26 protein-coding genes, 1 tRNA gene and 3 pseudogenes are annotated in these 24,691 nt (G+C 65.5%); 19 read left to right on the forward strand and 11 right to left on the reverse strand.

The genetic code is table 11. The features are described 5' to 3' along the window. Positions 1–777 precede the first annotated feature (777 nt). On the forward strand, positions 778–2,346 hold the full coding sequence (locus KM933_RS04630; protein WP_430727277.1) for an ABC transporter substrate-binding protein: 1,569 nt from the start codon (positions 778–780) through the stop codon (positions 2,344–2,346). 97 nt (positions 2,347–2,443) lie between these two features. Here KM933_RS04630 and KM933_RS04635 read toward each other — a convergent pair whose 3' ends face one another. The 4 genes and pseudogenes from KM933_RS04635 to KM933_RS04650 form a co-directional block, all read right to left on the reverse strand. Next, on the reverse strand, positions 2,444–3,337 hold the full coding sequence (locus KM933_RS04635) for a phosphorothioated DNA-binding restriction endonuclease (RefSeq protein ID WP_221348490.1): 894 nt from the start codon (positions 3,335–3,337) through the stop codon (positions 2,444–2,446). Between the two features lie 894 nt (positions 3,338–4,231). Continuing rightward, positions 4,232–4,332, reverse strand: a pseudogene (locus tag KM933_RS04640) (IS5/IS1182 family transposase); the annotation flags it as partial. An 84-nt stretch (positions 4,333–4,416) separates the two neighbouring features. Next, positions 4,417–4,875: a nuclear transport factor 2 family protein gene (locus KM933_RS04645; protein WP_221348491.1), complete on the reverse strand. Its 459-nt coding sequence runs from the start codon at positions 4,873–4,875 to the stop codon at positions 4,417–4,419. A 58-nt stretch (positions 4,876–4,933) separates the two neighbouring features. Next, entirely contained in the window at positions 4,934–5,665 is a 732-nt protein-coding gene (locus KM933_RS04650; RefSeq protein ID WP_221348492.1) for an SDR family NAD(P)-dependent oxidoreductase, read from the reverse strand. Between the two features lie 87 nt (positions 5,666–5,752). Here KM933_RS04650 and KM933_RS04655 point away from each other — a divergent pair, with 87 nt between their 5' ends. Continuing rightward, positions 5,753–6,349 carry a TetR/AcrR family transcriptional regulator gene (locus tag KM933_RS04655; protein ID WP_221348493.1) on the forward strand — a complete coding sequence of 199 codons (597 nt, stop codon included), beginning with the start codon at positions 5,753–5,755 and terminating at the stop codon, positions 6,347–6,349. Positions 6,350–6,355: 6 nt separating this feature from the next. Here KM933_RS04655 and KM933_RS04660 read toward each other — a convergent pair. After that, positions 6,356–6,759 (reverse strand): annotated as a pseudogene (locus KM933_RS04660) (transposase family protein); the annotation flags it as partial. On the opposite strand from KM933_RS04660, the pseudogene KM933_RS04665 reads away from it, so the two are divergent. Next, positions 6,756–6,953: pseudogene (locus KM933_RS04665) on the forward strand (DNA-binding protein); the annotation flags it as partial. The pseudogenes KM933_RS04660 and KM933_RS04665 overlap by 4 nt on opposite strands. A 369-nt stretch (positions 6,954–7,322) precedes the next feature. Here KM933_RS04665 and KM933_RS04670 read toward each other — a convergent pair. From KM933_RS04670 to KM933_RS38985, 3 genes are all read right to left on the reverse strand, one after another. Next, on the reverse strand, positions 7,323–7,787 hold the full coding sequence (locus tag KM933_RS04670; protein ID WP_221348495.1) for a hypothetical protein: 465 nt from the start codon (positions 7,785–7,787) through the stop codon (positions 7,323–7,325). A 227-nt stretch (positions 7,788–8,014) separates the two neighbouring features. Continuing rightward, positions 8,015–8,401 (reverse strand): hypothetical protein, encoded by a 387-nt coding sequence (locus tag KM933_RS04675; protein ID WP_260333037.1) that lies wholly within the window; start codon positions 8,399–8,401, stop codon positions 8,015–8,017. Between the two features lie 252 nt (positions 8,402–8,653). Continuing rightward, positions 8,654–8,785: a hypothetical protein gene (locus KM933_RS38985; RefSeq protein WP_260333038.1), complete on the reverse strand. Its 132-nt coding sequence runs from the start codon at positions 8,783–8,785 to the stop codon at positions 8,654–8,656. A gap of 401 nt (positions 8,786–9,186) precedes the next feature. On the opposite strand from KM933_RS38985, the gene KM933_RS04680 reads away from it, so the two are divergent. Beyond that, the gene (locus KM933_RS04680; protein ID WP_221348497.1) at positions 9,187–12,495 is read left to right on the forward strand and encodes a type ISP restriction/modification enzyme; all 3,309 of its coding nucleotides are present in this window, start codon (positions 9,187–9,189) and stop codon (positions 12,493–12,495) included. Positions 12,496–12,830: 335 nt separating this feature from the next. Here KM933_RS04680 and KM933_RS04685 read toward each other — a convergent pair whose 3' ends face one another. Then, on the reverse strand, positions 12,831–13,064 hold the full coding sequence (locus KM933_RS04685; RefSeq protein ID WP_221348498.1) for a hypothetical protein: 234 nt from the start codon (positions 13,062–13,064) through the stop codon (positions 12,831–12,833). Beyond that, positions 13,061–14,170: a DUF1152 domain-containing protein gene (locus KM933_RS04690; protein WP_221348499.1), complete on the reverse strand. Its 1,110-nt coding sequence runs from the start codon at positions 14,168–14,170 to the stop codon at positions 13,061–13,063. Before KM933_RS04690 ends, KM933_RS04685 begins: the two co-directional genes overlap by 4 nt. An 80-nt stretch (positions 14,171–14,250) precedes the next feature. Here KM933_RS04690 and KM933_RS04695 point away from each other — a divergent pair, with 80 nt between their 5' ends. The 13 genes from KM933_RS04695 to KM933_RS04755 all read left to right on the forward strand — a co-directional run bounded on the left by KM933_RS04695 (position 14,251) and on the right by KM933_RS04755 (position 22,822). After that, the gene (locus tag KM933_RS04695; protein ID WP_221348500.1) at positions 14,251–14,991 is read left to right on the forward strand and encodes a GntR family transcriptional regulator; all 741 of its coding nucleotides are present in this window, start codon (positions 14,251–14,253) and stop codon (positions 14,989–14,991) included. 278 nt (positions 14,992–15,269) lie between these two features. Beyond that, positions 15,270–15,734 carry an ATP-binding protein gene (locus KM933_RS04700; protein ID WP_260333039.1) on the forward strand — a complete coding sequence of 155 codons (465 nt, stop codon included), beginning with the start codon at positions 15,270–15,272 and terminating at the stop codon, positions 15,732–15,734. 62 nt (positions 15,735–15,796) lie between these two features. After that, complete coding sequence (locus KM933_RS04705; protein WP_221348501.1) at positions 15,797–16,525, forward strand: GntR family transcriptional regulator; 729 nt, start codon at positions 15,797–15,799, stop codon at positions 16,523–16,525. Between the two features lie 123 nt (positions 16,526–16,648). After that, positions 16,649–16,999, forward strand: coding sequence for an SCO3933 family regulatory protein (locus tag KM933_RS04710; RefSeq protein ID WP_221348502.1), 351 nt, complete (start codon positions 16,649–16,651; stop codon positions 16,997–16,999). 5 nt (positions 17,000–17,004) lie between these two features. Next, positions 17,005–18,378 (forward strand): FtsK/SpoIIIE domain-containing protein, encoded by a 1,374-nt coding sequence (locus KM933_RS04715; protein WP_221348503.1) that lies wholly within the window; start codon positions 17,005–17,007, stop codon positions 18,376–18,378. Between the two features lie 87 nt (positions 18,379–18,465). Continuing rightward, positions 18,466–19,095: a DUF2637 domain-containing protein gene (locus KM933_RS04720; protein ID WP_221348504.1), complete on the forward strand. Its 630-nt coding sequence runs from the start codon at positions 18,466–18,468 to the stop codon at positions 19,093–19,095. Positions 19,096–19,113: 18 nt separating this feature from the next. Beyond that, positions 19,114–19,341, forward strand: coding sequence for a hypothetical protein (locus tag KM933_RS04725; RefSeq protein ID WP_221348505.1), 228 nt, complete (start codon positions 19,114–19,116; stop codon positions 19,339–19,341). After that, positions 19,341–19,532, forward strand: a complete 192-nt coding sequence (locus tag KM933_RS04730) for a mobile element transfer protein (protein ID WP_221348506.1) — start codon at positions 19,341–19,343, stop codon at positions 19,530–19,532. Before KM933_RS04725 ends, KM933_RS04730 begins: the two co-directional genes overlap by 1 nt. 16 nt (positions 19,533–19,548) lie before the next feature. Next, a complete protein-coding gene (locus KM933_RS04735) occupies positions 19,549–19,743 on the forward strand; it encodes a hypothetical protein (RefSeq protein ID WP_221348507.1) in 195 nt (64 codons plus the stop codon). A 13-nt stretch (positions 19,744–19,756) separates the two neighbouring features. Next, a complete protein-coding gene (locus KM933_RS04740) occupies positions 19,757–20,017 on the forward strand; it encodes a SpdD protein (protein WP_221348508.1) in 261 nt (86 codons plus the stop codon). Between the two features lie 131 nt (positions 20,018–20,148). Beyond that, on the forward strand, positions 20,149–21,447 hold the full coding sequence (locus tag KM933_RS04745; protein WP_221348583.1) for a replication initiator: 1,299 nt from the start codon (positions 20,149–20,151) through the stop codon (positions 21,445–21,447). Further along, a complete protein-coding gene (locus KM933_RS04750; protein WP_221348509.1) occupies positions 21,444–21,656 on the forward strand; it encodes an excisionase family DNA-binding protein in 213 nt (70 codons plus the stop codon). The genes KM933_RS04745 and KM933_RS04750 overlap by 4 nt, the downstream gene beginning before the upstream one ends. Then, positions 21,656–22,822, forward strand: coding sequence for a tyrosine-type recombinase/integrase (locus tag KM933_RS04755; RefSeq protein ID WP_221348510.1), 1,167 nt, complete (start codon positions 21,656–21,658; stop codon positions 22,820–22,822). Before KM933_RS04750 ends, KM933_RS04755 begins: the two co-directional genes overlap by 1 nt. An 89-nt stretch (positions 22,823–22,911) precedes the next feature. Here the strand turns inward: KM933_RS04755 and KM933_RS04760 are convergent. Continuing rightward, positions 22,912–22,985: transfer RNA gene (locus KM933_RS04760), tRNA-Gly, on the reverse strand. Between the two features lie 560 nt (positions 22,986–23,545). On the opposite strand from KM933_RS04760, the gene dcd reads away from it, so the two are divergent. Both dcd and KM933_RS04770 read left to right on the forward strand, forming a co-directional pair. Continuing rightward, a complete protein-coding gene (gene dcd / locus KM933_RS04765) occupies positions 23,546–24,121 on the forward strand; it encodes a dCTP deaminase (protein WP_221348511.1) in 576 nt (191 codons plus the stop codon). A 29-nt stretch (positions 24,122–24,150) separates the two neighbouring features. After that, positions 24,151–24,654 (forward strand): phosphoribosyltransferase, encoded by a 504-nt coding sequence (locus KM933_RS04770; protein WP_221348584.1) that lies wholly within the window; start codon positions 24,151–24,153, stop codon positions 24,652–24,654. Positions 24,655–24,691: the final 37 nt, after the last annotated feature.

Consider the following 24,691-nt stretch of genomic DNA (forward strand, 5'->3'; position numbering starts at 1 on the left):
CCGACTCATGCCGCACCGACGTCAAGCCCTGTGCGACAGCTTCTGGTCGTACACGGATATTTTTCTCGATTGGCTATGAATCCACCAAAAACTAACTCCGCCTGCACTTCGCTCTCACATCGATTGATATTTACTCGCGGCGATGCGCGAAAAATCACTCCGTGTACAGCATCGGTTAGTCTTCGTAATGTCATGATCGACCCGCTGGGTCGGCATCGCCCCGTCATCACCGATGGGTTGCCGAGCGGCATTGAACGGGATACGCGGCGCAAGTCGGAGAGGCATTTCCATACTGGACGGATTCGGGCAATCTCGACAATGCGGTGAGCTGTCGTAGCTGTCGTAGCTGTCGTAGCTGTCGTAGCTGTCGTAGCTGTCGTGGCTGTCGTTGTGCGCTCGATGCGGGTTGACGGGGCAGCTTGCGGCGGCCCTCTGGTGGGTCTTTGTGAATAATCTGGAAGAAGAGGTATATCCGGACGCGGGCGCCACGACCGCGCGGATCCATCGGATCCATCAGAGGCGGCCCCGCTCCCGCGCATCGATCTGGTCATCCTGATCATCCGAGGCACGCTTGCGGCGTTACCGGTCAGGCCGAGCCACCGGTACCCCGTGGCCCGGCTTGGCTCCGTTCCGGCAACGCTTATGGCCCGGCCTGCCGTGCGCTCCTTCGCCTCGGCGTCCGTTGCGTCCTGGCCCGACCGGCCAGTTTCCAGCAGGCGGCCCATGGTGACGAGTTCTGTAATGCGAGCATCAACTCGCAAGAAGGAGAAACAAGTTGTGAACATGCGTAATCGGGTGGCGGGGTTTTCTGCTGCAACCGCACTGACCTGCACTTCGCTCACCGCGTGCAGCGGCTGGGCCGAAGAATCGTCAGGAATTACTATCGGGATGTCGGAGGAAATCCTGTCCACGGACCCGTCCTCCGGTTACGACCCCGGTTCATGGCTGCTTTTCAACAACGTTTTCCAGACTCTGCTGAGTTTTCCGAACGGAGGTACGGATCCGCAACCGGAGGCTGCGGAGAGTTGCGCCTTCGAGGACACTCGCGTACAGGTTTACCGTTGCGAACTCAAAGATGGCCTGGAGTTCAGCAACGGCGATCCGCTCACCGCCGAGGACGTCAAGTTCTCCTTCGACCGCATACGTCTCATCGATGACAAGGCCGGCCCGGCCGTCATGTTCAACATGCTCGACTCCGTCGAGACGCCCGACAGTAAAACTGTGGTGTTCCGCCTCAAAGTTCCCGATGCCACTTTTCCCAGCAAAATAGCATCGGGCGCCGGTTCCATAGTCAATCACCGTGAGTACGAGGCCAAGTCCCTACGCAAGGACGGTCTGGTCTCGGGCTCCGGGCCGTACAAGCTCACATCGATGAGCAAGGACGAAGCCGTCTTCTCTCCGAATGAAAGTTATAAAGGACCAGCCGAAGTGAAGAACGGCGGAGTCACGCTGAAACTCTTTCACTCCGACCAGGACCGTCTGAGGCAGAGCCTGACGGACCACGGCATCGACATGGCCTTCCGGGGACTGCCCGCAAAGGACCTTGCCGGCGCCGACAGTCTGGGTGGCGAGCAGGGAATCGAAATCGTCGAGGGCAACAGCGCCGAGGTCCAACATCTGGTCTTCAACATGAACGACCCGGTGGCCGGAAAAGTCGGCGTCCGTAAGGCCGTGAGTCACCTGCTGGATCGGGACGCTCTGATCAAGCAGGTGTACCAGGACACAGCGATTCCTCTGTATTCGATCATCCCTGCCGGGGTCATCGGTCATACGACGGCGTTTTTTGACACCTATGGAGATCGTCCTTCGCAGGAAAAAGCCGAAGCGGCACTGCGCGCCGACGGGATCGAGGGCAAGGTGGAGCTGACACTGTGGTCCACCCCGTCCCGTTACGGTCTTGCCACCGACCAGGAAATGCGGGTCATCGCCGAGCAGCTCAACAGTAGTGGACTCTTCGAGGCCAAGGTCAAGTCCGTACCTTTCGATCGCTATGAGAAGGACATCGCCTCGGGCAAGTACGGTGTGTATGTGAAGGGTTGGCTGCCAGACTATCCCGACGCCGACAATTTCACTGCCCCGTTCTTCGGTGAAGGCAACGTACTGGCCAATAACTATTCGAATCGAACGATAACCGAGACGCTGATTCCGCATTCAGCCACCAAAATGAACCGTCTTGAGGCGAGTGGCGACTTCGGTAAGATTCAGGACATCGTGGCCGAAGATGTTCCGGTACTGCCGATCTGGCAGGCAAAGCAGTACGCAGCGGTTCACGATGACATCCGTGGATACCAGTACTGCCTGGATGCCTCGACGGTGTTCAGGTTCTGGGAGCTCAGCAAGGTCTGATCAGCAAGGTTTGACGGGAATCGAGCTGAGACATCGGGGAGCGCGAAGGTCATGGAGCGGACCGGGGTCAGCCGGCGCTGGTGCGGTCGCGAATCCGTCAGGCAGAGGTGGCAGGACGCGGAGTGCCGTGGAAGACCTGGGTGGTGTGCCAGGCACGGTGGGCGGTTGCGACAGGGCGTGCGGCCGGTTGTGGACCGATGAGCGGACGGCCGGCGAGTGCGACGACGTGCTCGCGGGCGGCGGGGCTGTGGCCGACGAAGTGCTGGGAGACGAGTATGCGGTGGTCGTCGCCGACGCCGAGGACACCCTTGTCGAAGAGCTTGTGGTGCAGCGAGCAGAGGCACAGCCCGTTGTCCACCTCGTCCGGTCCACCGAAAGCCCACCAGCGCACGTGCGCGGCTTCCAGCCCGACCGGGACGGTGCCGATCCTGCCGTCGTAGCCGCAGAACGCGCACCGGTACTCGTAGGCGGTGAGCACCAGTTCGCGCATGCGCCGGTCCCGCCGTCTGCGCGCGGGCACGAGACGCGCCGTCCCCGTCGGCTCCAGTTCCAGGCCGACGGACTCGCACAACTCACCGTGGAGCGACGGCGGAAAGTGCAGGTCGAGCAGCAACCACGCGATCTGCCCGAGCAGTTCGGGTTCATCACGCAGGGCGGTTCTGAGTTCCGGTGCGAGCCGGCCAGTGGCACCTGTCTCCCGGAGAATCCGCACCCCGGTCCCGGGACTGCCGTGCCCACGGTCGGTGCGCACTTCCCACACCCCGTCGCTGACGAGGTGGTGGAAAGGGTAGGCGGGCGTTGTCCTGTTGGGCGGTCCGTACTCGGTCAGCAGGTTCTGCAGGTCCTTCTCCACCGTGCTGTAGCGGAGTTCGCTGTCGGCGTCCTGCTGGAACCGGCCGAGGGCGTGCAGGAGCAGCAGCGGCTTGTGCGGGGCACGCGTCCCGCTCCTGGTCCACTGTCTGAGCTCCGCCATCCGCCCGAGCCAGTCCATGACCGGTGATCGTAGTGAGATTCTGGGTCGCGTGCGCCGGCGTCGCGATCAAGTGTCGCCGGCGCACGCGGGCCGAGCTCGTCGTACCAGATCCACGCCGCCCTTTGGCCGGGGGCGTGCAAACGCGGTTTTTTCTTGTGCTGATCTTGCGCTGACCTGTACGGATGTCCGGCGCGTACGGCCCGGTCGGTGGGGCCGGAGCAGCCGTCTGGCCTCCGTCGCCGAGGCATCGACCTCGATCATCTGCGAGTGGGCGTTCACCTCGCAGAGCTGGAACGGCTGAAGGGACGGCGCGTGCGGACGACACGGAGCCCGTGGCCGGGACCCGGACCGTGGTCCCTTCCGTGAGGCGGAAACTGAGACGGACGGACACATAAGGCCGAGGCGGCCGACCGTCCGGATCGCCGGTCCACCGGCTTCGTCCGTACGAGGATGCCGACATGCCTCGTACCGACGAAGAGGACGAGTGGCTCAGGTCGATCCGCTGCTACGTCACGCCTGACCGGCGATACCTGAAACTCGGCGGTGCCCTCCTGTGGGTCGGATCGCACCGCTGTTGACTGCGGGTTTCCGCCTTGACGGGCATGCGGAGGGCAAGGAATCTCGCAAAAGGTGAGGCCGGCGCCGTCGGGGACAACTCTGCTTGGGCCCGACCTGTGCAGAGACCGGATGGTGAAGTGGCGTTGCAACTGCTCAGCGCCCACCAGCCGTCGATGTTTGATCCTTCTGCCACCCGGGCAGAACCCCGTGCACTCGCCACATGTCATGTCATGTTCAATGGCGTACTCGAAGTGTGGCTGATGAAGACGTTGACTTTCCACCAGGCGATGGCCCCACCAGTGGCACCTCCGTCACTCCGACCGCCGGAACTCTGCACGCGATCCGTGAGCTTCTTCAGCGGTGCCGCTCCAGGGTGAGTACGGCTTGGCTATGGACGTCATGCGGTTCGGGCTGCAGCGGGCGTGGCGGAAGAACTGCCAGGACCCGAGGCGGGAGCCGAGGCGACAAGGTCGAGCACTGCGACCTCGTCGCCACACGGCCCCCGTACCAGTGGCGCGCACCACGGTGCAGGCTGTCGACTACAGGCTGATGATGCTGTCCTGCACCGACTTGCCCCAAGCCACACCCTCGACGTGCGTGTTGGCGAAGTCCGGGTCCACGTAGATGTGGACCCTCTTGATGAGTTCACCCTCGAACTCGAACACATTGCAGAACAGCCCGAAGGAGGAAACGCCGTCAGGGAAGTCCACGCCTGACGTCGTTGTTCCCCTTTCCACGCCCTCGACGATCACGTAGTTCCCGGACGTCAACACGGTGAAGCCCTCGATCTCGTGCCTGAGCGACGCGATTCCCCGGCCGAGACCCTGAGCGAACGCTCCGATCTGCGCCTTCCCCCTCGCGATGCCGAACTTCGGGTAAAACATGCGAGCATCTTCCGTGAAGACGTCGATGACCGCAGGGTTGCCGGCGTCCACCATGCGGAAGTAGTTGATGGCAATCTCTTCGCGACGCTTCTCAATATCGCTGTTGGCGTTCACTTTTCCTCCTGGTACGTGGTGCGTTGTGGTGCGCTCTCGCGCTGGTTGAGGGACGCGGTCAGACCTGCGCCATGCCTCCGTCGACGAACCATTCGGCGCCGTTGACGAAGCTGGAAGCGTCCGAGGCCAGGAACGTCGCCACGGCGGCGATCTCGTCCGGCCGGCCGATCCTGCCGAGCGGCACCTCCGAGGCGAGCTGGTGGTCCGGGCCCAGGACGCCGACCAGGCCCGGGGTCTCGGTCGGGCCGGGGCTCAGCACGTTCACCCGGAACTTCCGTTCCTGCGCGCTGAGCGCCCAGCTGCGCACCAGGTTGCGTACTGCTGCCTTCGATGCGCCGTAAGTTGCCAGGCCCGTTCCGGGGGAGAGCGCATTGGTCGACCCTGTCACTACGATTGAGGCGCCGTCCGACAGCAGGGGCAGCGCCTTCTGCACGGTGAAGATCGTGCCCTTCACGTTCGTACCGAAGGTGGCGTCGATGGCTTCCTCTGTGATCTCACCGAGACGCTGAGGGACAGCGCTGCCGGCGTTGGCGACAAGCACGTCGATGCGGCCCGCCTCCTCGCGCACGACCGAGTAAAGGTCATCGAGGTCCGCCTGTACCGAAACATCGGTCCTGACACCGGTGGCCGCTGGCCCGATCTCAGCGACGGCCGCGTCGAGCGGCTCCTGACGGCGACCGGCCAGGAACACCCGTGCCCCCTCCGCGGCGAACCGCCTGGAGATGGCAAGCCCAATGCCGCTGTTGGCTCCGGTGACCACCGCGACCTTGCCTGCGAGTACTTCGGTCATCACGTGCCCGCTCCTTGATTCTTGACTGGTTCGTCCATAACGCTAATCGTTATGGACGAACCAGTCAAGAACCGGTAGGCTGTCCCCATGGCACGACCCAGGAAGTTCGACGAGCAGCAGGTGCTGGACACTGCCCGGGAGCGGTTCTGGTCGGGTGGGTACGCCGCCACGCGCATGGAAGACATTGCCGAGGCAACGGGGCTCGGCAAAGGCAGCCTGTACGGCGCGTTCGGCGGAAAGCAGGAACTGTTCCACCGCGTGTTCGACGCCTACTGCACCTCCGTCGTCGACGCTGCGAGCCGGCAGTTGCGCGGCACCGACGCGGACGCCTACGCGCGCCTGTCCGCCCACGTGTACGCGGTGGCGGCGGCGACTGCCGCAGACACCGCCCACCGCGGATGTCTGTTGGCCAAGGGCGCCGCCGAGCTGGCCGAACACGACGAGACGGTGGCCAAGCGGGCTCGCGCGGCCATTGAGGCACTGCAGGCGCTGCTGGAGGACGACATCGCAGCCTGTCAGCGCAATGGCGACATCGCCGCGGACGCGGATCCGGGAAAGCTGGCTGTTCTGGTGCTCGCCGTGCTGCGTGGCATCGAAGCGCTGGGCAAGGCCGGAGCGAGCGAGGAGACGCTGACCGATATCGCCCGGACAGCCCTTGCTGTCCTGCCCCGCACCGCCCACTGAGTCTCCTCACCATTGCCGCTCCAGCGTGAGGACGGCCTTGGCGATTGACGTCATGCGGTTGGGGCTGCACCGGGGCCTGCGGAAGATCCGCCAAGACTTCAGCCTCGCGACACCTCGTTCGACGGGCGCTCGTGCTGCGGCCGGCGCCTGATCGCGGGACTTTTCGGCGGGGGTGAGTTCCTGCAGGGGCCTGCGTTCGATACCGGTGGTCAGCCACGGGTCGGCGCCCTGGTGGGCGAGATCGGCCAGGACGGGAACGCCCTGGCGCTCGCAGATCCGGATGATCAGGTGGGTGCGGGCGGCGGTCAGGTCGTGGGTGCGGCCCGGCAGGGCGGGCGAGAGCCACAGCAGCCGGCCGCCGGCATCGTGACGACCTGCACGTTCACACCGTGGCGCCGGTGTTTGTGTGACCCGAACCGTCGCGCAATCCGCTGCCGCTTTGCTGCGTGCAGCGGGGCTGCACGGCCACAAGCACGCCATCGACGCCATGTCGTGCGCGACCGCCCTGCAACACTCCGGCCGGGTGACGATCCTGACTCCGGACGTGGAGGACACCGGGCTGCTCATTGCCGGGCATCCGCGCCTGAGCGCGGAGAAGGCATGAGCCGCAGCGCCTTGCAGAGCTGGCGCTCGCTGCGCGGAAACCGCTGGTGATCCAGACGATCGACCATCCGGCACGGATCCGGCACGCGGCGAGTGATCCGCGAGGACAGCAAAAAGGCCCGGGTCGATGACCTGGGCCTTCTTCGTGGAGCGGGTGACGAGAATCGAACTCGCACTCTCAGCTTGGGAAGCTGTGGGCATTTGGCGGCCGTCCGGGCAATGATCTGGGGGAACACCCCGGTTAGCGCCTCTTCAGGCTAGACCGCTTTCACCGTGATTCCCCGCTGTTCCCCGCCTCATCTGGTGCGCTTGTGGTGCGGCGCACGGCTCTGACGGACTGACCCTACGTGCAGGCGCGTTGGCAGGCGCATCAGAGATGGCGCTTGGACGCTCTGACCAGTCGACTGATGTCGTCGCGGGTCTTCACCCTGCGCTGGTCCAGTTCGGTCCTGCTGTCTGTCTTGGGCAGGGCTGTGATGTCCGCAAGTGCAGCTTCTGCCGCCTCGCTCAAGGCGTCGTCATCGGTGAGCATCTGCACCCGGAAGAGAGCTTCTTGGGTGTTGGAACGCAGGTCGTATGCGCGGACTCGCACCACGCTGGGGTCCTCGTGTGGTGGTTGTTCGTGTTCGCAGAACCAGAGATGTACCAGGCAGCGGCGGTAGTTGATGAGTGCGCCGGCGTAGGCGGAGTAAGCATCGAGTCGCTCCTGGCGGAGCCTCTCGTGGCGGGTGAACTGATGCCCCTTGTCGGTGGTGCGCTGTTGAAACGCCAGGGTGAGCCCCGAGCCGAGCAGGGTTCCCAGAACGGCTATGGCACTGGCGATGATGGTCTCCACACCCCAAGCTGATCACGTATCGCCGACCGGGCGCAGTACCCGCTCCGCTCTCACGCCAACACGCTTTCCAACTGTGGTGGTGGGGCGGTGGGACTCGTGCGGGGGCGTTCACCTGCGTTCATGGGCGGTTGGTCCGTGTGGCTGATCTGACGCGTGGTCTTCTCTGAACGGCCGTGAACTGGGCTGAATGAGACGGAAACTGAGACGGTGGCGCGGGAGAGGCTGCTTCACTCTTCCCCAGGTGGGATGAGGCGATCGGCGCTCTCGGCGTCGTCCACGTGACCGTGGGCGTCGACAGTGATCGGGGTGGCTCGGCCCTTGGAGGTGACCAGCCATGCGAGTACTTGCTCGGTCAATGGCCCGTTGTCGGGTCCCTCGTTCTTCCAGTACGCGCGCCAGCCGCCTCCGGGGACGGCGGACACGACCTGGCCGGCTCGCTCCAGGTGGGAGAAGTCCGGGTAGTCCGTGATCGGCCGCCGGGTGCCGCCTTGGGGGTCGACGACGAGGGCCACGCCCGTCGCTTCGTCCCAGGCGTCTACGTCCACGGTCCGACCGATCATGGTTTCCGTGCCGGTGAAGATCGCGAGCCAACCCGTCCCGTTGAAGTAACGCATGCGGCCATCGTCCATGACGGTGGCCGGCCTGGCCGTAGAAGTAACCAACTTCGGTGCCTTGGTGGGCCCTCAGCTTGGGAAGCTTGGGTTTCTTGGCTGCGGTTGCTGCGCCGACCTGCGACGAAGTGTCGAGGGGGCCTATCTGACCGCCGGCCTGGTCCCCGCCATTCCCCGTGGTTCCCCGCACGATCTGGCACGCACCTGGCACGTGGGGCCTCAGTCGGCCGCGGCCTTGCGGTCGTGACCAAGTGCTTAGAAGACGCGGGCAGGGCCCTGCGACGCCTCCTGCTCGGCCGGCACCACTGCCGTGCCCGACTGCTGACGGCTGCCGCTGTCTGCCGCCGTTGCCGTCAGCACTGCCGTCATCGCCGTCATCGCTGTCACCGAGTACGGCTCCGGGCGGCTTCCCACGCTGCCCGCTTGAGCCTCAGCCGACGACAGTCAGCCGCGATGGCGGGTGCGTCGACTGATCAGGCGCGCGTATGCCTCGCTGTGCCTCCGCTGGCCTCAACCATGTTGTTGGACGTAGTCGACCACGCTTCCAGCGGCGGCCTGAGTCGCACACGGCTCCGGAGGCCGCTTGGCACCAAGGCAACGCAGCAGGTCAGGGCTTTGCACCTGACAGATCAGGCGCCAGTAGTCCACGGATAGTGCACGCCTGGCTGAGCACCGTAGGTGGTAGAGCCGGTGACCGGCAGGTCCTGTTCCTTCATCTCCTCACGGTCGGAGCGATCTTGCCGCTACAGTACATATGGCCTGTATCTGTAGCGAAGGGGTGACCTAGCGTGGCGACCGCATCGAATGCTCTTTCCGCTGGTTTTGATGCGGCCGTTCAAGCGGCCATCTCTAAATACGGCGCAATCCTCAAGCCCAAGTTGCATGGACCTGGCGACCCAGAAGACCAGCTCCGCGCGCCAACAGAAACCTTGGTGTCGGCGGTAGCGTCCGCCATGGGGCTAAACGTCGTCATGCACGGCGAGGTGAGGCTAGTCGACCTAGAGGCGCGGCCGGATTACGGGGTTGATGTAAGCGGTGCGCCGGTGGGGTATATCGAAATCAAGCGTCCCGGTAAAGGGGCGGATCCCACTGTCTTCACTGGGCATAACGGTCGGCAGTGGAATAAGTTGAAGCTCCTGCCAAATGTGCTGTACACGGATGGTAATGAGTGGGCCGTCTACAGGAATGGGAAACGAGTTGGTGAAATAGCCCGACTTAATAAGTCCGTCAGGACGGCAGGTTCCTCCCTTGCCTCTGATGACGGTCTGTTCTCTCAAGTCCTTCGCTCGTTCCTGTTGTGGAGCCCAAGTCCTCCCCGGACAATCACTCAGCTCGTCAAGGCCATTTCAGGGCTCTGTGCACTTCTCCGAGCCGAGGTGCTGTCCTCGCTCAAGCTTGAAAAAGAGGGAGTTTCCTCCCCTCTATTCAGCGTCCTAGCTGACGACTGGCGTGGCTTGCTATTTCCTGATGCTACCGATGACGCTTTCGCAGATCAGTACGCTCAGACGGTAACCTTCGCCCTTCTCCTTGCGCGCGTCGAAAAGGTAGATTTCTGCTCCCGGAATGTCTCGGTTATTGCGCGGGAGTTGGGTAAAAAGCACAGCCTCATGGGTAAGGCTCTAGCTGTGCTGACTGATGATTCGAACGGCGGCTTGGGCGTCACGCTTGAATCTCTGATCGCAGTTATTGGAGCTGTCGACTGGCAGAAGCTGGACAACGCTTCTGGAGACGCCCACTTGCATCTCTACGAGAGTTTCCTGGCGCAGTATGACTCTAAGTTGCGGCAGGCTACGGGTTCTTACTACACGCCGCAGGAGGCGGTGTCATTCATGACTGGATTCGTGGATGATCTTCTCAAGGAGAGGCTGGGGAAAAGTAGTGGTATCGCATCAGATGGGATCGTAATCGCCGACCCCGCTATGGGGACCGGAACATTTTTGCTAAACATCATCGAAAAAGTTAAGGACGCTATTCTCGACGAAGAAGGGCAGGGGGCGGTAGGTCCAAGGCTCAAAACGTTCTCTTCTCAGCAGCTAATAGGCTTCGAAAAGCAGACGGGTCCTTTCGCGGTCGCTGAACTTCGACTGCATCAGGCTTTGCAGGAGATGATTGGCGATGAGCAGATTCCGGGACTCAGAGTTTATGTGGCGGACACGCTCGACAACCCTTACGCTGAGCAGAGTCAACTCGGTGCCCTGTATGAGCCGATTGCGCGGTCTAGGCGCGATGCTAACAAGGTGAAACGGGAAGAGCCAGTTCTTGTCGTGATTGGCAATCCGCCATACAAGGATAAAGCCGGCGGCCAAGGTGGCTGGGTAGAGTCGGGTGACCTGAAGGCGGGTCAGCAGCCGCCGCTGAAGGACTTCAGCCCCTCCGCATCGCCGCGGGCAATGGGAGCTCACCTGAAGCACCTAAAGAATCTCTACGTTTACTTCTGGCGTTGGGCTACATGGAAAGTTTTTGACGCACATCCTGAATTTCCGTCAGGTGTCGTCGCCTTCATCACCCCAGGCGGTTACTGCACTGGTCCGGGCTTTGGGGCAATGCGCGAATACCTGCGACGTGCCGCAGATGAGGCGTGGATCGTTAACGTGTCGCCTGAAGGGCATAGGCCGCAAATTTCGACGCGATTCTTTGCTGGCGTACAGGAAGAACTATCGATCGCCTTCTTTGTGCGCTCGGGCAAGGGAGATCCGGAGACGCCTGCCACCATTCACTACGCTGAGGTTCATGGGGCGCGGAGCGAGAAGTTTGCTGCCCTCGGAGAGCTAGGACTGAACAGCGCTTCGTGGAAGACGTGCTCTGACGGATGGCAGGATCCCTTTAGGCCGGCGCAGGAAGAGGACTGGACGCGTTATCCCTTGCTGGAAGACCTCATGCCGTGGACGGTTCCCGGTGTTAAGCCCAACCGCACTTGGATCATTAATCCGTCCAGAGAAGTTTTGGCAGAACGATGGAAGCTCGTTGTTCGGGCAGATGGGGAGCGTAAGTCTGAGCTTTTCCGCGAGACTCGCGATTCAAATCTAAAGCGAACCAAAGAATCATTGCTTGATTCGGGGGTGCGTCTGGGAGCCTTCCTAGATGAGACTTCGACCGAGCCGCCGATTGAGCGTTACGCTTATCGAAGCTTCGATCGGCAATGGATTATCGCCGATCCTCGACTAATGAATGACCCCCGGCCGTCTCTCTGGGCGAGTAGGTCTGAACAGCAGATCTTCGTTAGTGAGCATCACGCCCACGCTATCAAGTCGGGTCCGGGTGTAACCTTCTCGTCCTGGGTTCAGGATATGGACCACTATAAGGGTAGCGAGGGAGGGCGGGTATTCCCGCTGTACAGAGATTCGGATGCCGGACATCCAAATTTCCTGCCTAAGCTCGCCGAGTACCTCTCGGAGGCAATGGGGATTCAGGTGGTTCCGGAGGACATCATTGCCTATATTGCAGCAGTCGTGTCGCATGCTCGCTACACGGAAAGGTTCTTGGGTCAACTGAGGACACCTAAAGTAAGGGTTCCACTCACGAGTGAGCCTGCTCTGTGGGGCGAAGCTGTGCAGTTGGGGCGCCGGGTGATCTGGGCCCATACTTTCGGTGAGCGGTTCTTTGACGAGAGCGATGCGCGACCGAAAGGTATCGTCCGGCTGCCCGTCCCGCGTCGACCTAAGGTCACTCAGCAGATTCCCGATGCTGTTGAGGATATGCCGTCCGAGATCTCTTACGACCCGACGACTGAAACACTACGAATCGGTCAGGGTGCTGTAAGTCCAGTTCCCGCTGCCGTTTGGGAATACAATGTTTCCGGAATGCAAGTCCTTAAGAAGTGGTTCGGCTACCGGAAGCGCGTGCCAGGAGGGCGAAAATCTTCGCCACTGGATGAGGTTTTCACCTCCGCTTGGACCTCGCAGTACACGAGCGAACTTCTACAACTGCTCAATGTGCTAGGTCTCATTGTTGAGCTAGAGACCGCACAGGCCGTGCTACTGGATAGGGTGATCTCGGGTTCTCAAGTTACCGTCAGCGACCTGAGTGAGAAGAATTTGCTGCCAGGCCCTGATTCCGCTCGTGGTCCTGTTAAGCGAGACGACTCGATGCTCTTCTGAGGTCGGCGGAGCGGGTTTGGCCGGTGGCCTGCCCGGTTCGGGGTCGAGCATGATCAGGGGGCCGTACGCTGGCCGGCAACTCGGGCAGGCTGTGCACCTGCCCGGAATTTGAACGAGTGGCCCCCTGGTCTTGCTCGACGCGGGACCCGAACCGGGGAGGTGGCTAGAGCCGTGGAGCCGACCGCCCCAGCCGCAGAGGGTTTCTCCCACGTTGCCCGCTGCACGTAGCGCGCCGCCGGGCGCGGCCAGCCGGGGCGCAGACAGGAGGCAGGCCGCGCCGCAGAGGCGGCGCGCGCCCGCGCCGTGCGCGGGCCTTGAACCCGTAAAGAAAGTTGTTACTCAGGCTTCGGCTGGGGCTCGTTGGCTGTGATCTTGCGGCTTTGTGCTGCGGCCCGTTGCAGGGCCTGAGCCACCTGGTCGGCGCTGTCAGGGGACAGCAGGATCTCTTGTGTCCAGAGGATCGACAGCCTGATGTTGCCGTTCAGCAGGTTGGTGGCGATGTCGACCTCGGTGCCGTTGCCTGTCACGTCCTGCGCGTTCAGGGCGGGGTCGCTGCTGAACGCGCTCATGCTGTGGGCTCAGTGTCGTTGACCGTGATGCGCCACAGGGGTGCCGTGTACTGCTCGGGGCGGTTGCTGATGAGGAGTTGGCGCAAGTCCTCGCGCTGAGAGCCGTTGAGGTTCAGGACCTCGGTGAGGTGGCGGAACGTCGTGTGCGTGACTCCGCGGCGCCTGGCCTCAGCCTCGAACTCGTTGAGTCGGGCCAAGACGGTCTCTGAGACCAGGTCTGCGGACGGCTGCTCCCTGAGCCATGCGGCCTTGTTGCGTTCGTAGTCGATTTCCGAGTAGCCGCAGACTTCGCGGCTGTGCGCCTCGGCCTCGTCCAGGGTCTCGGTCGCCATGATGGCGCGGGCCAGCTGGTTGCGGGTAAGGGCGTCGTCCAGGTCGACCTCGTGGACGGTGGGGCCTTCGTCCGTGAGCGCGATGGGAAGGCTGGCGTCTCGGACCTCGCAGGTGCCGCGGACTCCTCGGGCCGTGGCAGCGAGCATGCCCGTAGCCTCCGAAGGGTGCCACTCCAGGACCGCGCTGACCGGTTCGACGTCATCCGCGGTGAAGGTGTGGATGAGAGCGCCGAGCAGTTCGCGTACGTCGTCGAGAGGAAGCTCTCCGTCCAGTCCGGGGCCTGCGACCAGCAGTCGGACGGGCGCGTTCACCTGGCAGCACGCAGCGAGTGTGAGGGCGTCGGCGAGCGGGCTCTTCAGTGTCGGCTCGTCGCCTCGGGCGAGGATGTCGCCTCCGACGTCGAGTAGGTCGATCGACTCCGGCGACAGGTGGTCGATCAGCTCTTCGAGCTGGCGGGTAATGCCCTCGGCGCCGTGGTGCGGATCGATCAGCGCGAACGTGTGCGGGAGCTCTGCCGCGAGCCGCGGGAGCGTGGAGCCCGCTGGGGCGATCGGGCGGGCGTCCGCCGGCACTGTCCAGACTGCAGGGGTGAGCTGGTGGAGGCCGGTGAAGTTGTCCGGTCCTCGGGGGCCCGGTACCGGGTCGATGAGCAGGCGGTCCCATGCGTACGTGAGGATCACCGCCTGGTCCTCGTCGCCGTAGAGGGCGGCGTGAAGCATGGCGGCGGCGACAGCGTCGCCCCCTCCTCCTGCTGCGACGATCAACCGCTTCATGCGGGCAGCGTACGGGGTGAAGGGTTGACCACTCACCCTATAGTGGCTAGAGGCCATAGCCACTTGGACGAGGAGGGTGCATGCCTCAGCTCGAAGAGGCTCAGCCGAAGTATCTCCAGATCGCGCACTACATCCGCGATCAGATTCTTCGGGGAGACCTGAGGCCGGGGGATGAGGTGCCCTCGGAACGGCAGTTGGCGGCGGACTGGAAAGTCTCCCGGCCTACGGCTGCGCGGTCGTTGGAAGCGCTGAGCCATCAAGGGCTCGTCGAGAAGCGCCAGGGGTCGGGCACCTACGTGCGCAGCCTGGAGGTCAACCGGCGGGCACGTGAGCTGTACGGGCGAGCCCGGCAGACCGGGAAGATTTACACGCCCGGTGAGTACGCGATCATCACGTCGGCCGGCTGGCTGGATGCGCCCGATCATGTCGCCGAAGCGTTGGGGCTGGTCAAGGACCGGCGGGCCGCGCACCGGCGGCGGGTGACCAACAATCAGGACGGGCCGATCACGTTGTCGACCTCGTGGTTCGCTCCGGACGTTGCCCAGCGTGCGCCGAAGCTCCTGGAGCCGGAGCGGATTCAGCAGGGGACACTCATGTACGTCGAGGACATGACGGGACGTCAAGGCAGTTACGCCGAGGACCGCATGTGCGCTCGAAGCGCCGATCAAGATGAGGCATCGGATCTCAAACTGCAGGTCGGCGCACCCGTGTTGATCGTTCACCACGTCGTTTACGACCTTCAGGACCGACCGTTGGAGTTCGCCGAAGCCACCTACCCGCCACACCGGTGGGCCTTCGAGCAGGGTTACCCGCTCACCTGACAGTCCCGGCAGTTGTGCCGAACCACTTGCACATCGCAAGTGGCTAATGCCACTATCCACAAAGTGGCTAAGGCCACTTGGACTGGAAGGGGCGCGGAGTGACGAGTCGGCGGCCGGACGAGGGCGCGCGGTTAGCTTGTCGAGGATGCCGGGGGCGTGGTTGGAAACGCGTCGGCTCCCGTACGGCTCTGGCGCTCTCCACTGCCAACGATCGCGTTCGTGCCACATCGAAACGGCGCTGCCTGGACTGCGACGGCAGCGGCAAGGAGTGAGCACGGATGGATGACACCGCCGACGGCCGCGACGGTTTCGGTACCGCACGACTCGGATCGATGCTCCTTCACCCGGCGCCGGAGTCCGTACCTCGGGCCCGGAGCTGGTTCCGGAAGTTCATCGCCGCGTACAACCCGGCCTGCTCGGTCGACGACTGCACGTTGCTGATCTCCGAGCTGGTCACCAACGCGATTCTCTACGGACGGGCGGATGATCCCTGGCTGGTACGTGTCGATTGGTACCGCGTGGAGACGGCACTCCGGATCGATGTGCACAATCCGGGTTTCCCGGCCAACGTGCGCATGCGGCGTCCCGAAGCCAACGACGCGCACGGGCGCGGGCTGCTCCTGGTCGACTCGATCGCGGACTCATGGCACTCCGGGCCGAGCCGATTCGGCGGAACCGTGGTGTCCGTCATGGTGGCCGGTGCCTGGCCGGCGAACGAAGGATTCGGCCCCCTCCTACTGTGACTGTGCAAGTGTCGCTAGTCTGGTTGACCAGTTGACTTGGCCAATCCCGACGGGCGGCGTTCATGGCGTATGAAGTGGAGCCACCGAAGTACGTACGCCTCGCGCAGACGCTTCAGGGCCGCATCGAGGACGGTACGTATCCGCCCGGCACCCGGGTGCCCAGCGAGAACCAGCTGGTGCAGGCTTTTGGAATGTCCCGCCCGACCGTGGTGCGGGCGCTGGAGCTGCTGAAGCGTGACGGCTGGCTGGAGTCCCGTCAGGGCTACGGCACCATCGTGCGGGGCCGTCCTGAGGTGGTCGAGCGGAGGGACCGCCGCGGCCGGGAAGCTCTGGAGCGCGACGAATCGCAGGTTCCGGGCCGTCTGATCGAAGTTGATCGCGTGCCCGTTCCGGCTCGGGTCGCCTCGGCGCTCGGACTGCCCAAGGGGGCGGAGGTCCTCGTTCGTCGGCTCCTGGTCGAGGAGGACGGTGAAGTGGTCGAGCTTGTCTCGTCGTACTTCCCGGCCGGCCTGGTCGAGGGAACCGAACTGGCCGCTTTCGAAATGCTGGGCGGCAGCATCCGCGAGCACCTTGAGGCACGGAAGAAAGTGCGCTTCGACCACGTGACCGAACGGGTCTCGGCGCGCCTGCCCGACAGCGGCGAGGCTGAACTTCTGAATCTGCCCGCGGGTGTTCCCGTTCTCAGCGTGCTGGTCGTCGCCTGCGATACCTCGGGGCAAGCGCTGCAGGTCGTCGATGTGCTCCTGCCGGCAGACAGGCAAGAACTGGAAGACACTTACCGCCTCAACTGAGCTTGCGGCGGGTGGACTTCGCCTCGGTAGTCACTTGACAAGTCAACCTGGCATCCTTACCTTCGAACTTGCTAAGTCAACTTGTCATGTGGCGAGTTAATCCACTCAGAAGGAGAGATCTCTGTGCGTGTGATCCGTATTGACGCCTCGTCCGCCACGATCCTGCTCACCGAAGCGCCGTCGCCGAAGGTGCGCGACCGGCAGACCGGTGAGATCGCCAAGGACGCGGTGAGCGGTGAGGCACTGATGACGGTCGGCGTCGTCTTCATCGATGAGGGGGACTCGTCGCTGATCCAGGTCACCATCCCCGAGAGCGGTGTGACGGACGGGCTGACCGTCGGCGCTCCGGTCTCACTGCCGGGACTGATCGCCCGGCCGTGGGAGAGCGTGTTCAACGGCCAGCAGCGGCACGGCATCGCCTACCGGGCCACGGCCGTCACCGCGGGCGCCTTCCCGGTCGCTCAGGCGGGCTGATCGACGTGACCGACCTGGTGACGCTGGCCGAGCTGGGCGGGCCGCTCGCTGCGGTAGGCGGCGCGGCCTACGCCCGGCACGCCCACCCTGCGGCGTACTGGTCCACGGTCGGACTGCCGGTCTCGGTACTCCGGCTGATGGCCTCGTACTCCTCGACCATGGACGCGTGCGGCCTGACGGTCGCGCCGTCCCGGCTGCGGGCACTGGCCGTCAAGGCCACGACGCGCCGTGAGGTCCGGCCCGTGCCCCCGCGTCGGGGCATGATCCGGCCCACCACGACCGGCCTGCGGCTCCGGCTCCGGCTGGCTCCGGGCCAGGAGCCCGCGGATGTGGCGGCCTCTGCCGAACGGTTACGGCACGCCTGGGGCGTTCACGCCGTGTACGTGCGGGACGTGAAGCCCGGAGTCGTGGAACTGCGGCTCGTCGGCTTCGACGTACTGCGGAATGTGCGGATGCCCCGCCGGATCGACGGCGGGCTGCTGCGGGTGCCGGTGGCGCTGCGGCAGGACGCGACGGCATTCGTACGGGACTACCGGGCCGTACCTCATGAACTGGTCCTCGGCGCCACGCTGTCGGGCAAGTCCATGTACCTGCGCAACCTGCTGACCGGGCTGGCGGCTCAGCCGGTGGTCCTGGTCGGCATCGACTGCAAGCGCGGTGTGGAGCTGGCGCCGTTCGCCTGCCGGCTCTCCGCGCTCGCGACCGACCCCGAGCAGGCGGCCGAGCTGCTTCCCGTACTCGTGAAGGAAATGGAGGACCGCTACGACCTGATCAAGGCCCGGCAGGGCATCGCCCCCGGTACCCCGGACGAGTCGATCACCTCGGACATCTGGGGCCTGCCCGAGGACGAACGTCCCGCACCCATCGTGCTGTTCATCGACGAGGTGGCCGAACTCTTCCTCATCGCCACGCGGAAGGAGGAGGAACGGCGGGACGAGATGGTCACCCAGCTCATCCGGCTCGCCCAGCTTGGCCGCGCTGCCGGTATCTACCTGGAGGTCTGCGGCCAGCGGTTCGGTGCCGAGTTGGGCAAGGGAGCGACCATGCTCCGCGCTCAGCTCTCCGGCCGGGTCTGCCACCGCGTCAACGACGAAGCCTCCGCGAAAATGGCGCTCGGCGACATCGCCCCGGAAGCCGTTGGCGGCGCCTGCGCCATCGCGGCCGAACTGCCCGGCCTGGCCGTCGTCGGTGACACCTCCGGCGGCTGGTCCCGCATCCGCACTCCGTACATGACCCTCGCCGACGCTGCGGCCACCTGCCGCGAGACGGCGCACCTCACCCCTGCGGTAGTGGCGCTCGTGCCCTTCCGGCCGTACGTCCCGCCGGTGCCCGCAACCGTCACCGAACCGGTGGCCACACCGCGCCCGGTCACCGACTGAGCGCATCCGATCCATCCGCCGGCGCGGGCCTTCCGCGCCAACTCCCTACCCCTCCCATGCCCGAAACGGACTCGGAAGGAGTCGCCCGTGCGTGCCCTGCCTGTCCGCCTCGACGCCGTACTCATCCAAGCGCTCATCGCCGCCGCGCTGTCTTTCGCCCACCTGCACGACCTGGCCTCGGCCGCCGGGCAGCACGGCTGGAAGGCGTGGGCCTATCCGGTCTCCGTCGACCTGCTGATGGTGGCGGCCTGGCAGCGACTTCGTTCCGGCGAGGCGAAAGCGGCCGGGTGGTGCTGGTTCCTCGTCGCGCTTACTGCCTCACTCGGCGCAAACGTCGCCACCGCCGGTCTGCTCGACCTCGACGACGTGCCGGCCTGGCTCCGCATTCTCGTCGCCGGATGGCCCGCCGTCGCCTTCCTCGGCGGCACCCTGCTCGCTCATGGCGCGCTGCCGCGGACTGAAGGTCCGGTGGAGGAGTCGGCGGCAAAGGAGCCGGAGCCCGCCTCGATCGTCACGGCGCCCGAATTCCCCGCGGTGGCCTCGAACCCCGCCCCGCCCTCAGCACCTCCGGTCCCGCCCGCGCTCGTCGCCCTGGCGCACAAGGTCGCCGACGAACACCGCGCCCGGACCGGAACCGCCATCGACACCCCGACCCTGCGCGCTCGCCTCGGCGTGCCCGCACCGCTCGCCGAAGCCATCGCCGCACAACTCAGCTGACTCGGAGGACCTTCCACCTTGCGCCCGACCACGCTCCGCGCCCTCAAGCGCGCTGCCGAGCTGACCCGCCAGAACCGCCTCACCGAAGCCGTGCTCATCGCTGAACCCGTGATCCTCGCCGCCGACAGCTACGAGGGCGACGAGATCTTGCGCTGGCTCGCCGACCACGTCGCCGACTTCACCGGAGAGGCCCACGACAGCCAGAACGACCACGCCAGTCACGACAACCCGAAGGAGTCCATCTGATGCCCGCCAACCGCCGATTCCGCAATGTCGTCCGCATCGGTCCCGTCCAGGTCGCCACGTACTACGACGGCCGGGGCCGCGAGAAGCACACCGCCGCCTGTACGGCTCCGCGTTGCGGCTTCTCGACCGACTACGACAGCCGCGCCGCCGCCGAGCTGGCCGCCCGTACCCACCGCTGCCCCGCCCGTTGACCGCTGAGGAGCTCCCGTGACCGTCTCACTACCGCTCGTCTTCGTCCTGGGCGTCATCGCCTGGGCCGCGATCAAGTTCCTCGGCGTACGCCTCTGGGTCGCCGCCGTGATCGCCCTGTTCGGCTTCTGGCTCTCGCACACGATCCTCGCCCCCGCCATCGAGTCCGGCACCCGTTCCGGGGTCGACGTCGTCAACGGCACCAACGACTGAGAGGAGTCCCGTCATGTTCCGCCCCAAGCTGCCTGACGCTCCACCCCTGCCGACCACCGTCACCGCTCAGCAGCACGTACAGGCTCCGGCCGTACCGTCCGCCGGCCGTCCGGCCGCCCCGTACGTGGGTGTCGGAGTCGTCGCGGTCGCCGCCGTGGTCGTCGTCGGAGTCGTCCTCACCGCGCTCCTGGCGGCCGTCGCCGTCACGGCCGTCTCGGTCGCCATCGCCGCCGTGGTCCTGCGCTCCCTCGTCAACGGCGCCAACAGGCGCTGACCGGCCACCGGGGCGGCAACAACGCCGCCAAGCATCCGCCGCCCCGGGGCCGCCCCTCCCAACCGCAGAAACAGCCGAAAGGAACTCCCATCATCACCCGGCAGACTCCGCCCCCAGTGGCGGAACTCTCCATGCTGGCCTCCCTCGGCACCCTGCCCGAGCTGGCCCGGCAGCTGTCCGGCCTGGGCGGCTGCACCCGTCCCGTACGCCTCGACGGCCACCGCACCGAATACGAGGTCGACAAGACAACCGGCGAGATCGGCCGCGCCCTGCACCACTTGGACTCTGCCGCCCTCCCCGCCGGTCACCTCCTCGTCCGCTGCAACAACCGCCGCGCCACCCGTTGTGCGGCCTGCGCCGAGACGTACCGACGCGACACCTACCACCTGATCACCGCCGGACTCCGCGGCGGCAAAGGAACCTCCGAGCAGGTCGGCACCCACCCGCGCGTGTTCGCGACCTTCACCGCTCCGGGCTTCGGCCCGGTCCACAACCGCCCTTCGAGCGGTCGCGCCTGCCGCTGCGGCGCCCGGCACGACCAGGAAGACGCTGCCCTGGGCACACCCCTCGACGCCGACAGGTACGACTACGAAGCGGCCGTGCTCTGGAACGCCCATGCCGGGGCCCTGTGGCGCCGGTTCTCCATCTACCTGCGCCGAGAGGTCGCCAAGCGCGCCGGCCTCACCCAACGTGCCTTCCGCGAGCACGCACGCATCTCGTTCGCCAAGGTCGCCGAGTATCAGAAGCGGGGCGCCGTTCACTTCCATGCGGTCATCCGCCTCGACGGGCCCGAGGGCGGCGACACCGCACCGCCCGCCTGGGCCACCGCCGAGCTGCTCACCGACGCCATCGGTGCCGCTGCCCGCGCGGCACGGGTCGACGGCCCGGTCATCGACGGCCGCACGCACACCTTCGCCTTCGGCCGTCAGCTCGATGTCCGAACCATCCGAACCACCGACTTCGACGGCGGCCAGGAGCTGACCGAGCGGGCCGTAGCGGCGTACATCGCGAAGTACGCGACCAAGGGCGCCGAGACGGCGACCGGCACTCTCGACCGGCCGATCAGGTTCCTCGCCGAGCTGGCGCAAGCCACGCTCACCGACCACGCCCGACGCATGATCCGCACGGCCTGGGTTCTCGGCGCGCGCAAGGAACTGGAAGAACTCCGGCTGCGGGCCTGGGCTCACATGCTCGGCTTCCGCGGCCACTTCTCCACGAAGTCCCGCCGCTACTCCACCACCCTCGGCGCACTCCGTACGGCTCGTGCCGACTGGCGCCGCGAACAGGCGAACCCCGTCCCGCAGGACCCGGACACCACGCTCGTCCTCGCGCACTGGGTCTTCGCCGGTACCGGACTCAGCGCCGGTGAGGCCTGGCTCGCCTCGTCCCTCGAACCCGCCCCCGGAACGGAAGGAGAACCGACCACATGACCGAGCGCTACCTGTCCGTCGACCAGGTCGCCGAGCTGCTCGGTACGACCGCCCGCTTCCCCCGGCGGCTGATCGAGGAGCGGCGCATCCGGTACGTGAAGGTCGGCCGGCACGTCCGCATTCCTGAGAGCGCGGTCGAGGAGTTCATCGCAGCGCGCACCGTAGAGCCGATCCGGCTCCGTCGCTCCGTTCTTCGGAGGGCTGCCTGATGGCCAACAAGCGGGGGAGGAGACGCCGCTTCGGCGCGGTGAGGCAGTACCGGTCGGGCTCTTGGACGGCTTCGTACCTCGGGCCCGACGGTGAGCGCATCCGTGCGGACGAGACCTTCGAGACGAAGAAGGACGCTGAGGTCTGGCTGTCCCAGGTAGAGGCGGATCTCAGCCGCGGGGACTGGCGGGCTCCGGACGTCGGGGCTGTCAACTTCCGGACCTACGCTGAGAAGTGGGTCGAGGAGCGGGAGCTGGCCGTTCGCACCGTGGACCTGTACAAGCACCTTCTACGGCTCCACATCCTTCCGACCTTCGGTGCGCTCGACCTGGACGAGATCACCGCTCCCCGTGTCCGTGAATGGCGGGCTGAGCGGCTTCGCAGCACCAAGGCCAAGACCACCGTCGCCAAGGCGTACCGTCTCCTCAAGGGCATCTTCGAGACGGCGGTTGATGACGACCTGGTGAGCCGCAATCCGTGCCGGATCAAAGGCGCGGGCAAGGAGTCCGCCGCTGAGCGGCGCATCGCCACTGTCGCCCAGGTCGACGCTCTCGCCGACGCGATCGGTATCCGCTGGCGGCTCATGGTCTACCTCGGCGCGTACGGCCCCATGCGGCCCGAGGAGCTGGCCGGCCTGCGCCGTCGGGACGTCGACCTCGACAACCTCGTGATCCGCATCCGCGTCGCCGAACCGGAACGGACCAACGGCAAGCGTGCTCCTGGCGAGACCAAGTCCGACGCGGGCGTCCGGGCCGTCGTCCTCCCTGCCTTCCTCCGCAAGGAGGCGAGGCAGCATCTCGCCTGGTTCGCCGAGAAGGGACCCGATGGTCTGCTCTTCGTCGGGGAGAAGGGCGCACCCTTCCGGCGTACGTCCTTCGGCCGGAAGTGGCGTCGGGCCCGTGTCGCCGCCGGCCTTCCGGACGGCTTCCGGTTCTACGACCTTCGTCACACCGGACACACCCTGTCGACTCGCTCGGGCGCCACCCTCAAGGACACGATGGTCCGGGCCGGACAGTCCTCGGAGAAGGCCGCGCTGATCTACCAGCACTCCGACGAGGAGCGGCAGCGTGACGTGGCGGCCGGGCTCGACGACATGGTCCGGGCCGAGCGTGCGAAGCACCACGACGACGACCGCCCGCACCACAAGGAGGAGCACACCGGCAGCTAGTCACGCCTTATGGTGCGGATGTGGTGCGCACCCCGCCCACTGGTCTGGACAACAAGAAACCCCCGGGTCAATGACCTGGGGGTTCTGCATGGAGCGGGTGACGAGAATCGAACTCGCACTCTCAGCTTGGGAAGCTGATGTTCTACCACTAAACTACACCCGCGTGTGACGCCGAAGACGCGCTGTTCGCGCCGGTGTCGGAAACGCGGATTCACCATACCCCATGCCGGGCCTCCGGTGCTGAGGTCCCGAGGTTCGAAGTCGTTCCGGTGGGGTGGGCGGGGCTGCGGGGTGCGGGAGTCGGGGCGTACGGTGGGGGCGCTGGAGAGGGGCCCGGTGGGAGCGGAGTGCCGCTTGGAGGCCCGTCCTTTTCGTACCGTAATGTGGCTTCCTCGCCAGGCAGAAGCGGCTCTTGGGGAAGGGACTCTGAGGACTTGATGGAACGCAGCACCGTCGTCCGTTGTGCCGAAGGGCACGTGTTCAGCACCGCAACACTTCCGATGCAGCAGGCCGAACGGCTCGGCCCCGGACGGCTGATCCGATGTCCCCGTTGCGCCCGGCTCCGCAACGTCGTACCGGTGGAGCTGGAGAAGCGCTGATCCCATGAGAGGGGACGGGACGGGACACGCCGCACGCAGTCGGTCGTCACCTGTCCACCCGCCCGCGGGGCCGCCACGATCGCCGGATTGTGGCGGCCCCGCGGGCTCTGCGTATCCTCGGGGCGTGCTTCTCTCTGACAAGGACATCCGGGCCGAGATCGACGCCGGGCGTGTGCGGATCGATCCCTACGACGAATCCATGGTGCAGCCCTCCAGCATCGACGTGCGGCTCGACCGCTACTTCCGGGTGTTCGAGAACCACCGCTACCCGCACATCGACCCGTCCGTCGAGCAGGCCGATCTGACGCGGCTCGTCGAGCCCGAGGGCGACGAGCCGTTCATCCTGCACCCCGGGGAGTTCGTCCTCGCCAGTACGTACGAGGTCATCACCCTGCCCGACGACCTCGCGTCCCGGCTCGAAGGAAAGAGCTCGCTCGGGCGGCTCGGGCTCGTCACCCACTCCACCGCCGGGTTCATCGACCCCGGGTTCTCCGGGCACGTGACGCTCGAACTGTCCAACCTCGCGACCCTCCCCATCAAGCTCTGGCCGGGGATGAAGATCGGGCAGCTGTGCATGTTCCAGCTCAGCTCGTCGGCCGAGTTCCCGTACGGCAGCGACCGGTACGGGTCCCGTTACCAGGGGCAGCGCGGGCCCACCGCCTCGCGGTCCTTCCTCAACTTCCACCGGACCCAGGTGTGAGCGGCGACGGCATGAGCAGCGGCGACGGCATGAGTGACGTGCGGGAGAATCTCAGTTACGAGGGGTTCGGGACCGCCGTCCGCGAGCTCGCCCAGACCATCGCCGACGACGGGTACGAGCCCGACATCGTGCTCAGCATCGCCCGCGGGGGCGTCTTCGTGGCCGGCGGGCTCGCGTACGCCCTCGACTGCAAGAACATCCACCTCGTGAACGTGGAGTTCTACACGGGCGTCGGGACCACGCTCGACATGCCCGTCATGCTGGCGCCCGTCCCCAACGCCATCGACTTCTCCGACAAGAAGGTGCTGATCACGGACGACGTGGCCGACACCGGCAAGACGCTGAAGCTCGTGCACGACTTCTGCGTCGACACCGTCGCCGAGGTCCGCTCCGCCGTCATCTACGAGAAGTCGCACTCCCTGGTGAAGTGCGAGTACGTGTGGAAGCGCACCGACGACTCGGTCTGGATTAATTTCCCATGGTCGGTTGAGCCGCCCGTCGCCAGGAAGCACACCACCGTCCTGGATGCATGAGCGCAGGTCACAGCAGTAGGCCCCTGCCATCCGGCGA

This window comes from Streptomyces beigongshangae (genome assembly GCF_019710745.1).
In the GTDB taxonomy this organism is placed as follows: Bacteria; Actinomycetota; Actinomycetes; order Streptomycetales; family Streptomycetaceae; genus Streptomyces; species Streptomyces beigongshangae.

Excerpts from the sequence above, each read along its gene's own strand:
- KM933_RS04635 (WP_221348490.1), bottom strand. The coding sequence starts at position 3,337 with ATGGACTGGCTCGGGCGGATGGCGGAGCTCAGACAGTGGACCAGGAGC.
- KM933_RS04650 (WP_221348492.1), bottom strand. The coding sequence starts at position 5,665 with ATGACCGAAGTACTCGCAGGCAAGGTCGCGGTGGTCACCGGAGCCAAC.
- KM933_RS04655 (WP_221348493.1), top strand. The coding sequence starts at position 5,753 with ATGGCACGACCCAGGAAGTTCGACGAGCAGCAGGTGCTGGACACTGCC.
- KM933_RS04675 (WP_260333037.1), bottom strand. The coding sequence starts at position 8,401 with ATGCGTTACTTCAACGGGACGGGTTGGCTCGCGATCTTCACCGGCACG.
- KM933_RS04685 (WP_221348498.1), bottom strand. The coding sequence starts at position 13,064 with ATGAGCGCGTTCAGCAGCGACCCCGCCCTGAACGCGCAGGACGTGACA.
- KM933_RS04690 (WP_221348499.1), bottom strand. The coding sequence starts at position 14,170 with ATGAAGCGGTTGATCGTCGCAGCAGGAGGAGGGGGCGACGCTGTCGCC.
- KM933_RS04695 (WP_221348500.1), top strand. The coding sequence starts at position 14,251 with ATGCCTCAGCTCGAAGAGGCTCAGCCGAAGTATCTCCAGATCGCGCAC.
- KM933_RS04700 (WP_260333039.1), top strand. The coding sequence starts at position 15,270 with ATGGATGACACCGCCGACGGCCGCGACGGTTTCGGTACCGCACGACTC.
- KM933_RS04705 (WP_221348501.1), top strand. The coding sequence starts at position 15,797 with ATGGCGTATGAAGTGGAGCCACCGAAGTACGTACGCCTCGCGCAGACG.
- KM933_RS04730 (WP_221348506.1), top strand. The coding sequence starts at position 19,341 with ATGCCCGCCAACCGCCGATTCCGCAATGTCGTCCGCATCGGTCCCGTC.
- KM933_RS04740 (WP_221348508.1), top strand. The coding sequence starts at position 19,757 with ATGTTCCGCCCCAAGCTGCCTGACGCTCCACCCCTGCCGACCACCGTC.
- KM933_RS04745 (WP_221348583.1), top strand. The coding sequence starts at position 20,149 with ATGCTGGCCTCCCTCGGCACCCTGCCCGAGCTGGCCCGGCAGCTGTCC.
- KM933_RS04750 (WP_221348509.1), top strand. The coding sequence starts at position 21,444 with ATGACCGAGCGCTACCTGTCCGTCGACCAGGTCGCCGAGCTGCTCGGT.
- KM933_RS04755 (WP_221348510.1), top strand. The coding sequence starts at position 21,656 with ATGGCCAACAAGCGGGGGAGGAGACGCCGCTTCGGCGCGGTGAGGCAG.
- KM933_RS04770 (WP_221348584.1), top strand. The coding sequence starts at position 24,151 with ATGAGTGACGTGCGGGAGAATCTCAGTTACGAGGGGTTCGGGACCGCC.